Consider the following 10,808-nt stretch of genomic DNA (forward strand, 5'->3'; position numbering starts at 1 on the left):
GGCGCAGAGTTCTTGCGCCGATCTGCCAAGCCCGAGAGATGTGAACGCGCCGTATGCGGCGAGCACTAGCAGAATCCCAGTGACGACCAGCGCCGCAGCGATGAGACTCGCGCGACGATTCTGGTTCATATCAAGAAACCGTACTGGCGATGACCATGGCATGGGTGCGGCCCGCTGCATTTCATGGGACTGCCTGCTGGCGGATTGGTCACCGCGATTCCGCTGATCGGTTGGCCATCCCGCGCCGCAGGCCGTAGATCAGGGCACCGACCACGATGACCGCAGCTCCCGTCGTCACCGACACCAGCGGCAGCGCGAATGCGAGCACCACACACCCGGCAAGACCCACCACCGGCACGATCCGGTTGGGACGGCCCTCAGCCGAAGTCAAGGTCCACGCTGCGGCATTGGCGATGGCGTAATAGATCAACACCCCGAACGACGAGAAGCCGATCGCGTCGCGCACATCAGCAGTCGCGGCGACCGCCACGACGACAGCGGCGACGGCCAGTTCGGCGCGATGAGGGACTTTGAACCGCGGGTGCACAGCGGCGAGCGCATGCGGCAAGTGGTGATCGCGGGCCATAGCCAACACGGTCCGCGACACCCCCAGCACCAGGGCCAGCAGCGAACCCAACGCGGCGATCGCAGCTCCTACCTGCACGACCGGCACCAGCCACGGCACACCTGCGGCGCGTACCGCATCGGCCAACGGGGCAGTCGACGCGCCCAACGTGTCGGCTCCCAAGACAGCCAGCACCGCAACCGCCACAAGGGTGTACACGACCAAGGCAATCCCCAACGCCAGCGGGATCGCACGCGGAATCGTGCGAGCGGGGTCGCGGACCTCCTCGCCCAACGTGGCGATGCGGGCGTAGCCGGCGAACGCGAAGAACAACAACCCGCCTGCTTGGAGCACTCCACCGATGCTGACGTCTGCACCGATATCCATACGCGCGACATCGGCCTGTATCGAGGACGAGCTGGCCACTACGACGAACGCCAGGACCGCCAGAACGATTGCCACGATGACGCGGGTCAACAGCGCCGACTTCTGCACGCCCCGATAGTTCACCGCGGTCAACGCGACGACGGCTGCGACCGCGACAGCGTTGGCATGCGCAGGCCAGGCGTAGGCGCCGACGGTCAACGCCATTGCCGCACATGATGCAGTCTTGCCGACGACGAACGCCCACCCGGCCAGATAGCCCCAGAAGTCGCCCAGCCGCTCTCGCCCGTACACGTATGTCCCGCCCGATACCGGGTATCGAGCAGCCAGCTTCGCCGACGATGTCGCGTTGCAGTACGCCACCACTGCGGCGACCGCCAACCCGACCAGGAGACCCGATCCCGACCCCGCTGCCGCAGCAGCGGGCGTCAGGGCGACGAAGATGCCCGCGCCGATCATCGACCCCAGCCCGATCACCACCGCGTCGAACACACCGAGTCGACGCTGAAGTTGTGGCTCATCTCGTGACGGCGTGCTCATCTGTGTCCCCTCCGACCGAATCATCGGCAGCGCTAACCGCTACCTGCGTGAGGGCGACGACTGTATATGGAAAGGGTGACAGCTCGTGGCTACGAAATCGATATTGGGCCGATGTTCCGCGTGACGTGCCAGCCGTCGTTCGATTCTTCGACCAAGTACGTAGTTCCGAAGCCGCAATCGACGCCGCACCAGAAGCCGGCGCCGACTACGACTGTGCCCTCAGGGGGTTCTTCGATAGCCGAGAGGCCGATGACAACTCCGTCGTTCTGCACGCCGGTCACGCCCTGTCCGCCTAGAGCGGCTCGAGTATCGAATTGATCGACGAATTCGACGGGCGGCAACCCATCGGACAGTTCCACGATCTCGGACTTCAATGCTTCCTCCAACGGCGCGCCGTCCGCGTCGATGAAGAGGTCCGAGCTACCGGATGAGAGGGCATCGAGGACGTACACGGCCTTGAACGGTGACGGATAGCCAACTCCGAAGGTGTGGTCCGTCAAGACCAGGCGATGAACGACAGCGGAGTAGATCTGAGCTTCCGGACTGAACACTGGTGGCGCTTCCGACGACGTGGACACACTGCGGTCATCGGATCCACCAGAGTCCGTGGAGCACCCGGCCACGGCGAACACAAAGAGGAGAAGCAGTGCGACCGCGCGATTGCCCATTGCAGGACCGTACCGCCGACTTCGACGTGGGTGGATCGAATCCTCCATCGAGTGGGGAATGTTCCGAGCTCGGTGCTGGATCGGCGGCCCGCGCGGAGCTGTTGATTGCAATTGGCTGAAGTAAGAGGCCGCCACCACGAATGGACGATGACAACGTTGGTTCTGCCAATCATCGGATCACTACGGTGGTTCGTATTCGGAAGATCGAGGGCTTCGGACTGGCGCCCGACGTTTCGCAGGGAGCTGGCAAGCTGTATTCGGGCTTGCTGTTCGGTATCGGGATCGAGTCCCTCGGCAAGAGCTGCCTGGTACAGCGGGATGGCGTTTCCCTCGTTGCCTCGCGCATCTTCGAACGACGCTTGCTGGACAGTCCGGTGGTGGCTCTGTCATCGAAACGTCCTTCCTCGGATGGGTCCGAAGCCAGCAGGCGGTGGGTTTGGAAAGTGCCGGGGTCGTTGCTTATTCGAGTGGTCATGCTTCGATGGCGTCGGACCTAACCATGAGATCGCTCATCGCATCTCGAAAGTCTGAGCGTCGCTGTTGATTCCAACCCGCTGTAAGTTCGGCGAAAACCTTCTCCTGCCAGGCATGAGCCTGGTCCAGGATCGCATGCCCAGCAGTAGTAACGGTTATTTCCCGGCGACGCCCGTCGCCCGCGCACCGGGACATCTCAAGGTATTGAGTGTCGATGGCATTTTTGACGAGGCGGGAGGCCCCGCTTTGATCGATTCCGAGCTCGCGTGCGATCGCGTTCACCGAAGCGGGTATGTTGCGTGCGATCAACGAGTTCACCGCCTCGATCGTCATCATGAGCCGGCCCTGCTCCGGGAGCAGAGCATCGCCACTGGGCGCCCGCCGTGACCAATGCCGAACGAAGGTGAACAGGAGCTGGCCCGGCCCTGACGTGTTCATTCGGACGCGGCCATCTCGCGGCAGATGTAAGCAAGTTCCAAAGCTGATCTCAAATCCGGTAGCCGTAAGGCCGCAGTCACTTTGGTGTCGGCGACGCGAAAGACCGTCGCTACGCGCGTAGGTTGTTGGTTCTCCGGCCAGGTCGCATCCTGTTCTACTACCATCAGACGCTCGCTTATCGGGTGCCAGGAACGCGGGATCAATCGGATGCCTGATCGTTCGACCCAGTCGGCGAACTGGCTAGGTGTGATCGGGCCCGCGCCTTTCGGCCCGAGAACGACTACCGGATTGCCGACGGCCGCAGCGGACCGCATGAGAGCCCCAGCGTTCACGCTTGCGTGCCATTCGTTGATGGCCGCTTCCAAATTCATGGTCATGGCAAAAGTGTATGCGAATCGCATATAGTAGGCCAAGGATGAGCGCCGTCACCGACGGAAGTTCTTGTCGGTGCTCGGTTGTAGCTTTCGGGGCATGCAGAAGTTGGGGGACTTTCAGAGCGCACACACGCTCTCCGATCAGGAGCTCGTGTCCGCACTGGCGCATATCCACACCACCGAAACCTCCCTCGCCGCATCGAAACTGGCAGTCCTCGCCGAATCCGACCGCCGAGGACTGGGCTTGAAACTCGGCTACTCCTCCGTCGCCTACTGGCACGCCAAATCCACCCGAACCCGCGAAGCCCAGTCCACCCACCACATCCGCCTCGGCTACTGGCTCACAGAACACCCCACCGTCGCCGAAGCACTCACCGACGCCGACATCCACCACGCCCACGCAACCGCCATCGCCGACGGCTACACCCTCATCCACACCGCAGACCCCGCCCTCGACGACGCTGCGATGGCCGCCCATGTCGCGACGCTGCTCGACGTCGCCACCCGCTCCCTCGCCTCCACCGTCACCACACGCGCCCGCGAACTCGCCCACCACGCCGCAGCCGACGCCCAAGCCCGACACGACGCCACCCGCAAAGCCGCCGAAGCCCACGAAGCCGCCCGGCGCGCACGTGAAGAGCAAGCCCGACGCGACGCGGAAGAGAAAGCCCGCCGCACCGGCACACCTTCACCTGACCCCGAACCCGAAGACACCGACACTGCTGACCCCGCGCCCGATCTGCCCGACGGCCCCCGCCCACCATCAGCGGCAGAGAACCCCGCACTGAACGTGTTGAAGATCTTCCAGCTCCCCGACGGGCGGAGCCGAGTCGAAGGCAACCTCGACACCCTCACCGCCGAGAAACTCCGCACCGCCCTCTCCCCACTGACCGCACCGAAACCCGGACCCGGCGGCGCCCTCGACCCGCGGTCCCCCGCCCGGCGTAACGCTGATGGTCTCGCCGAGATCCTCGACCGCCACCTCGCCGGCGGCAAAGGTACGACGTTCACCGCCCCAGCGCGGGTCAACCTCATCGTCAACCTCGCCGACCTCCTCAAACGACCCTGCAGTCACCACAGTGCCGGGGAAGGCAGTCCGCTCGATCGGGAATGGCCGTTCGACATGGAGTGGACCGGACCGATCTCGGGACAACTCGCCGAACTCCTGACCTGCGATGCCGATATGACGCCGATCATCGTCGACGGCGCAGGCGTGCCCCTGGCGATGGGCCGAGAAGTTCGCCTCGCCCCACCGGAACTGCGGAACGCAGTCATCGCACGAGATCGATGTTGTGTCATGTGCGGACGACCCGCAGGCTGGTGCCAAGTCCACCACATCGAGTACTGGACTGACGGCGGACCGACCGATCTGACCAACTCGGCGCTGGTATGCGGGCGCTGCCACCGCTCCATCCACCACGGAGACTGGGAAGTCGTCCTCGGCGAGGACGGACACCCACACGCCATCCCGCCCGCCGCCGTCGACCCGAACCGACAACCTATCCCCAGCTACCACCGCCGACGACAACGCACCGCCTGACACACGGGGGCATCCCAACGATGCACAACTTCGATCTCGGCGGGAGGGTTGGGAGTGGCCCGAGAATTCGGTGGAACCGGATGCGCACCTGGTGCGTCAAAGGAAAGTGTAGGGGTGGTGCGGTCGGCGGGCGCTTGGGCGCGTTCGCCCGAGCGAGGGGAGCGAAAGATGCTCGAGGTCGACTCGGAGTCGTTGCGAGCGTTGTCGTCATCGCTGATCGAGACAGCGGACGCCGTCGCCGCGCTCGACCCGTCACCGCCAGTGGAGACCGGTGCCGCAGCCATGCCCAACTCGGCGTTCGGAGCAGCGGCAGCCGCATCCGCGGAACCGATACTCGCCGCTTACCGAGCAACAGCCGAACGCATCCGCGCGATGGCCGACGCCGCACTGGCCAGCGCCCACAGCTACGACGAAGCCGAAGCAGCCTTCCGTGACCAGCTCATCGAATACCAAGGCGGGCTGTGATGGCAGTATCCGTATCGCAGCTACGGGGGTGGAATCCGGTCCTGCTCACCGGCATCGCCGAGGACATCGCCCGGGTCAACAACATGTTCGACGTACGCGTCCACTACGCCCGGCGCACCGTCAGCGAGACACGTCCGCACTGGCAAGGCACCGCCGCAGATGCAGCCGACGCCCGCTCACTCGCCGACGAACTCGCCAACACTCACCTCATCGCCGCCGTCGACGCGTACTCCGCAGCATTCGGGACCGCAGCACGCGAGATCGACGCCGTCCGGAATTCGGTCCTCGCCGTGGTCGACTCGGCCCTCGCCGACGGATTCAGCGTCCTCGACGACGGACGTGTCCTCGCCCCCGTCAGCTCGACCGGCGATGCCGTCGTCGATCTCGTTCTGCAGTCGGACTTCGAGGAGCGAGCACGCGGCATCGAGGCGCAGCTCAAGCCGTTGCTGACGGACGCCGCCGACACCGACGGAACCTGCGCCGCCAGACTCCAGCAGGCCGTCGACACCGTCCGCGGCCTCGAGCCCACGGAAAGTGCAGCAGAGTCCTACAGTCCACAGGTCACGGCGATCCTCGACGGGCACGCACACCTGCCGGACGAACCGGCGGCGCTCGCCGACTTCTGGGATCAGCTGACACCCACGGACAAGGACGGCCTCGCGGCGTGGGATCCGACCATCGGTAACCGGGACGGACTCCCCGCCGTCGACAAATCCCGATACAACACCCAACTGCTGGGCACTCTCACCGTCGACGCCAGGGCCAACCTCGACGCCATCGAAGCCCGCCACCCCGACTGGATGACGGACCGCAATCTCCCGCGCGAGGTGGGCGCGCATCCGGCCGAGGACGCGGAAGTTCTACGCGAATACGCACGGTGGCTCGACGACCGTGACGCCGCGGAAGTCAGCCTCGCCGGCTACGAGAACGTCCACACCCAACTGGGCCGAGACGGCGCTCCCGCGTTCCTGCTGAACATCGACGACAGTGGCCGTGGGGCGATGGCGCTCAACAACCCCGACACCGCCCAGAACGTCGCCACCTACGTGCCGGGGACGTCGACGGTGCTCGCCTCCATCGACCGTGACATGAGCCGCGCCGAGAACCTGCTCGACGCCGCCAACATGGCCAGTCCCGGACCCAATTCGGTTGTCACCTGGCTCAATTACACCGCACCGCCCGATCTGCACGCTGCGACCTCGGAGAAATTCGCCGACGCCGGCGCGCTCCGGCTCGACCGATTCCAGGACGGTCTCCGGGCGGCACACGATGGACTGCCCGCACACACCACCGTGATCGGCCACAGCTACGGCAGCACCGTCATCGGACACGCGATGCGCGACGGTGCCTCACTCGACGTCGACGACGTCGTCTTCGTCGGAAGCCCCGGTGTCGGGGTGGCCGCAGCCGAGGAACTCTCGTTCCACGGATTCGACCCGTCCGAGAACGCAGCCCACGTATATGCGACCGCCGCGATGTCCGACCCCGTCGCATGGACAGGCGGTGTCGTTCCTGACGCGCACGGATCCAACCCCGTCGCAACGCACTTCGGTGCCACGGTGTTCGGGAGCGACCCCGAAACAACACCGACTTCACACAACAACTATTTCGATCGGGGTAACCCGGGGCTCGACACGATCGGCGCGATCATCGTCGGGCGGGGCGCGAGCGCATGAACCAATCGATGACCTCGACACAGGCGCAGGACCGTTCGATGGACGCGCTGGAGCAATCGCTGTCCGTGCTGCCCGCAGGCGTCCGGTTGGACCGCGTTCACCCGGAGTTTCCCTGGGCGCAGCTCGGATTCGCGAAATTCGAACCCTGCTACGACGACAACACCACTATCGATGGACCACACCGCTTCTCGGCCACGTTCTGGGTGGTGGGCAGCGACGGCCGAGCCGATCTGACGCTGCTGATCGAACGATGGACTCAGTGGGGGTGGGCCGTCGACGACCGGTCCGAACAGCGACTCGGATCGGCGCGCGCAACCTCGAGCGACGACTACCGTCTCGTCGCGAGGCTCAACGAGGACGGAAAGTTGAGCCTCGGTGTCTCGTCGCCGTGCTTCCCGTTCGAGAACCTCGACAACGTGCGCGCGATCGGGCACCGATGACCGAGTGGGAACAGCTCACGGTCAGGGCCGCCCGCATCCAGCGCGCGGTGCACGCCGTGCGGGGGAGCGCAGTCTCCGACGGCGGACACGTGCGCATCGAGGTGGGTGTCGACGGATCGATCACCGATATCGTTCTCAGCCAGTCCTTTTCGATGTTTCCCGCCGAGGCGGGCGCTCAACTGATCGCGTCTACCCACGCTGCGGCACTGACAGCAGCCAACCAGGCCGCGCACGGCATCAGGCGGGAGCTGCTCGAGGACCCGCGCGTCGCACGGTTGGTCGATCAGACCATGGCGCAGCCCGACCCGCCCGCGCCGATACCGACCCGGCCCAGGCGACGAGACGACGACTACGCCGTCGCCGAACCCGTGCAGCCCACGTCGATCTACGACCGCTGGTAGGGGCGGCACGCGGTGGGGGCCGACAGCGCAACTAGCTCGTCGAACGTCGAGACGATCGGGAAGGCGGGGAGGGCAGGGACGGAGCCAGGTCGATCCTGCCGCCTCCGCGGTCGGACGCTCGCCGCGACCTGGTGTCGGGTGTAGGGGCTCGTCGTGGCGGTGCAGGTGAGTCCTCGGTCTCGATGCGATCGCGTCTGGGAGCCGTAACACGTCGACACTTGGAAATGCGTATGAGTCGAACTTAATTCACCTGAATGACAATTAGATGTCGTCGGTGCCGGAGAATCACCACCGGGTGTCGTGATCGTAACGTGATGGTGATTACATACGACATTGAAGTGAGGTGTCGGGAAGGTGGAACGAGTTCGTGTCGAGTGAACGGGTGGACCGAAGCGACGATGAGTCGTCCCATTCGGCTGCCGCGACCGTGGCCTTGAGTTCGTGGGATGCGGGCGTCAAATCGATTTTCGACAAGATCGTTTCGACGGGAATGCTCGTAGTGCTGGCACCGATCCTTTTGTTGTGCTGGGCATATGTGAAAAGTGCCAATCCTGGAAAGCCCGCAATCGTGAAGTTGCCCAGAATTGGATTCGGTGGACGCCGGTTCGAGGTACTCAACTTCCGCTCCGCACCCGGCCACCCGATGATCACGTACGGGCTCGTTCACCTGCCCGAACTCATCAACGTCCTGCGCGGAGAGATGAGCCTGGTCGGCCCACGTCCCCGGCCCTTCGACGACACTCGGGTGGGCACCCTGGACACTCCGGCATCGGTGCGGGTCGAACTCCACCCGGGCATGACCGGACTGTGGATTCTAACTCCCCGTACCGAACTCACGCCACAGGACATTTTCTCGCTCGACCGCTCGTACCTGGAGTCGTGGTCGCTTTCCCGAGACATCCACATCTTGTTCGCCGCCGCGCGAAAAGTTCGGTACGGACGCGAAACTGTTTGACTCACCGGATGCGGGTGCGGAAACAAGCGGTTGGACCTTTTTTCGACGGCTTTTCGAGTGTCCACCGGAATTCGTAGATCTAACGGTCGAAGAATGTGCACGACAATGTTCGACGAGTAGAGCAATTTCCGTGTGTCCACTAGTTTGTACATGGGGGCGCTGAGAATCAACGTTGCTGGGCGACGTTCGGGGTAAGAACGCACAGTCGTCGAGATCGTTGAGGAGGGGTTGCAGAAGTGGCAGTTGCGAGTGGGCTGTTGACTCGGCCTGACTTTGGGCACTCCCCGACTTCTGGTGCCCAAATGAACACCCACCTCGAGTTCGCCGGTCGTCCATGTCAGTGCAGCGTCGACGTCTACGAGTGCGAACCGAACCATCCCAGCTCGGGGGAGAAGTGCGTCACCGTCGGCCCGGCCGACGTGACCGGTGCACTCTCTGCTTCGTATCGGTCCAGGGGTAGAGGAATGTTCCCGCACACCACACTAATTCGACCACAGGTTCGGTTCATCATGGAAGACAACGCCCCAGGCGGCAGGCCAGCTCTGTCCGATATGGGTGGAAATCCGCAGACGCCGAGGCCACAGCCGATGAGTTGACCGAGCGGCACCACCGAAGACCATGAAACTATTGCTGAAGCTGTGCACAAAGAATGAGGGAGCCCCAAGTGGAAATCCAGGACTACCTGCAGATCCTGCGCGCACGATGGATGGTCATCGTCGTCACCGTTGCTGTGGCGGTGTTGGGGGCACTTGCTGTCTCGCTACTCACCACGCCGACGTACCAGTCGTGCAGTCGCGTGTTCGTTTCCACCTCCGGCGGGTCGACCGTCAGCGAGTCGTACCAGGGCAACCTGTTCTCACAGCAGCGCGTTGCGTCGTACTCCGAACTGGTCACCGGTGAAACATTGGCGTCGAGGACGATCGACGACCTCGGCTTGAGCATGTCGCCGGCCGCGTTGGCATCGAAAGTGACAGCGACGTCGACGCCGGACACCGTGCTGCTCGATATCTGCGTGGTCGACTCCGCTCCTGCCCTCGCCAGCGGCATCGCGAACTCCCTCGCATCGCAGCTGACCACCCTGGTCCGTGAACTCGAGACACCGGAAGACGGCGGATCACCGGCCGCCGGAGTGCGTCTGGTCGAGGAAGCAAAGGAATCCGCGACACCGGTCAGCCCGAAGACCACACGTAACCTCGCGCTCGGAGCGGCCGTCGGTCTGCTGCTCGGCATCGCGCTCGCAGTGCTTCGTGACCGTCTCGACAACACCATCAAGACGCGCATCAGGCTCGAAGCTGCATCCAAGACGCCGCTCGTCGGCACCCTGCCGTTCGACAAGACGCTCAAGGAGACGGCGGTCGTCAAGTTCGGTGCCGGGCATTCGCCGAGTGCCGAGGCGTACCGCGAACTGCGTACCAATCTGCAGTTCCTCGAGGTCGACCACCCGCCGCGCGTCATCGTCGTCACCAGTGCTGTCCCCGCCGAAGGTAAGACGACGGTTGCCGTCAACCTTGCACTCGCGCTCGCCGAGGCTGGGCACCACGTTGCCCTCGTGGAAGGCGACCTGCGTCGTCCTCGCGTCTCGAAGTACCTGAATCTGATCGGCTCGGTCGGTCTGTCGACCGTATTGGCAAATCAGGCCGACCTGTCCGACGTGTTGCAGCCGACCCCCTACGAGGGCCTGGAAGTTCTTGCGTCGGGACCTCTTCCGCCGAACCCGTCCGAACTGCTCGGTTCCGAGGCGTCGCGCCGCGTGATCGAGGAACTGCGTGGTCGGTTCGACTACGTCATCATCGACGGTGCTCCGTTGCTGCCGGTGACCGACTCTGCGCTGCTCACCACACACAGTGACGGCGCGCTCATGGTCGCTCGTTTCGGCCACACCACCGAG

Annotated in this window: 11 protein-coding genes and 1 pseudogene; 7 read left to right on the plus strand and 5 right to left on the minus strand. The window is 64.3% G+C overall.

From position 1 onward, the window contains the following. Positions 1 to 208: 208 nt before the first annotated feature. The 5 genes and pseudogenes from A2J03_RS09510 to A2J03_RS09530 all read right to left on the minus strand — a co-directional run bounded on the left by A2J03_RS09510 (position 209) and on the right by A2J03_RS09530 (position 3,446). Positions 209 to 1,489: an APC family permease gene (locus A2J03_RS09510; protein WP_068372674.1), complete on the minus strand. Its 1,281-nt coding sequence runs from the start codon at positions 1,487 to 1,489 to the stop codon at positions 209 to 211. Positions 1,490 to 1,578: 89 nt separating this feature from the next. After that, positions 1,579 to 2,157 (minus strand): hypothetical protein, encoded by a 579-nt coding sequence (locus tag A2J03_RS31625; protein ID WP_068372648.1) that lies wholly within the window; start codon positions 2,155 to 2,157, stop codon positions 1,579 to 1,581. 200 nt (positions 2,158 to 2,357) lie between these two features. Further along, positions 2,358 to 2,513, minus strand: a pseudogene (locus A2J03_RS32030) (tetratricopeptide repeat protein); the annotation flags it as partial. 115 nt (positions 2,514 to 2,628) lie between these two features. Continuing rightward, on the minus strand, positions 2,629 to 3,069 hold the full coding sequence (locus A2J03_RS09525; protein WP_068372655.1) for a MarR family winged helix-turn-helix transcriptional regulator: 441 nt from the start codon (positions 3,067 to 3,069) through the stop codon (positions 2,629 to 2,631). Further along, positions 3,066 to 3,446, minus strand: coding sequence for a hypothetical protein (locus A2J03_RS09530; RefSeq protein WP_068372677.1), 381 nt, complete (start codon positions 3,444 to 3,446; stop codon positions 3,066 to 3,068). Before A2J03_RS09530 ends, A2J03_RS09525 begins: the two co-directional genes overlap by 4 nt. A 94-nt stretch (positions 3,447 to 3,540) precedes the next feature. Here A2J03_RS09530 and A2J03_RS09535 point away from each other — a divergent pair, with 94 nt between their 5' ends. The 7 genes from A2J03_RS09535 to A2J03_RS09565 form a co-directional block, all read left to right on the plus strand. Then, positions 3,541 to 4,983 (plus strand): HNH endonuclease, encoded by a 1,443-nt coding sequence (locus A2J03_RS09535; protein WP_068372658.1) that lies wholly within the window; start codon positions 3,541 to 3,543, stop codon positions 4,981 to 4,983. 168 nt (positions 4,984 to 5,151) lie between these two features. Next, a complete protein-coding gene (locus tag A2J03_RS09540; RefSeq protein ID WP_068372661.1) occupies positions 5,152 to 5,448 on the plus strand; it encodes a hypothetical protein in 297 nt (98 codons plus the stop codon). Further along, on the plus strand, positions 5,448 to 7,124 hold the full coding sequence (locus A2J03_RS09545) for an alpha/beta hydrolase (protein WP_068372663.1): 1,677 nt from the start codon (positions 5,448 to 5,450) through the stop codon (positions 7,122 to 7,124). The genes A2J03_RS09540 and A2J03_RS09545 overlap by 1 nt, the downstream gene beginning before the upstream one ends. 8 nt (positions 7,125 to 7,132) lie before the next feature. After that, entirely contained in the window at positions 7,133 to 7,564 is a 432-nt protein-coding gene (locus A2J03_RS09550; protein WP_231912465.1) for a hypothetical protein, read from the plus strand. Then, the gene (locus A2J03_RS09555; protein ID WP_068372668.1) at positions 7,561 to 7,965 is read left to right on the plus strand and encodes a YbaB/EbfC family nucleoid-associated protein; all 405 of its coding nucleotides are present in this window, start codon (positions 7,561 to 7,563) and stop codon (positions 7,963 to 7,965) included. The genes A2J03_RS09550 and A2J03_RS09555 overlap by 4 nt, the downstream gene beginning before the upstream one ends. A gap of 367 nt (positions 7,966 to 8,332) precedes the next feature. Next, on the plus strand, positions 8,333 to 8,920 hold the full coding sequence (locus tag A2J03_RS09560; protein WP_156520298.1) for a sugar transferase: 588 nt from the start codon (positions 8,333 to 8,335) through the stop codon (positions 8,918 to 8,920). A 664-nt stretch (positions 8,921 to 9,584) separates the two neighbouring features. Next, positions 9,585 to 10,808, plus strand: a 1,224-nt coding sequence (locus A2J03_RS09565; RefSeq protein ID WP_197480695.1) for a polysaccharide biosynthesis tyrosine autokinase, incomplete at its 3' end; no start/stop codon positions are given.

This window comes from Rhodococcus sp. EPR-157, from assembly GCF_001647195.1.
Taxonomy (GTDB): Bacteria; Actinomycetota; Actinomycetes; order Mycobacteriales; family Mycobacteriaceae; genus Rhodococcoides.

What these genes read in the sequence shown, in the direction of transcription:
- A2J03_RS09550 (WP_231912465.1), top strand. Translation starts at nt 7,133, where the DNA reads ATGACCTCGACACAGGCGCAGGACCGTTCGATGGACGCGCTGGAGCAA.
- A2J03_RS09530 (WP_068372677.1), bottom strand. Translation starts at nt 3,446, where the DNA reads ATGACCATGAATTTGGAAGCGGCCATCAACGAATGGCACGCAAGCGTG.
- A2J03_RS09555 (WP_068372668.1), top strand. Translation starts at nt 7,561, where the DNA reads ATGACCGAGTGGGAACAGCTCACGGTCAGGGCCGCCCGCATCCAGCGC.
- A2J03_RS09535 (WP_068372658.1), top strand. Translation starts at nt 3,541, where the DNA reads ATGCAGAAGTTGGGGGACTTTCAGAGCGCACACACGCTCTCCGATCAG.
- A2J03_RS31625 (WP_068372648.1), bottom strand. Translation starts at nt 2,157, where the DNA reads ATGGGCAATCGCGCGGTCGCACTGCTTCTCCTCTTTGTGTTCGCCGTG.
- A2J03_RS09525 (WP_068372655.1), bottom strand. Translation starts at nt 3,069, where the DNA reads ATGAACACGTCAGGGCCGGGCCAGCTCCTGTTCACCTTCGTTCGGCAT.
- A2J03_RS09540 (WP_068372661.1), top strand. Translation starts at nt 5,152, where the DNA reads ATGCTCGAGGTCGACTCGGAGTCGTTGCGAGCGTTGTCGTCATCGCTG.
- A2J03_RS09510 (WP_068372674.1), bottom strand. Translation starts at nt 1,489, where the DNA reads ATGAGCACGCCGTCACGAGATGAGCCACAACTTCAGCGTCGACTCGGT.
- A2J03_RS09545 (WP_068372663.1), top strand. Translation starts at nt 5,448, where the DNA reads ATGGCAGTATCCGTATCGCAGCTACGGGGGTGGAATCCGGTCCTGCTC.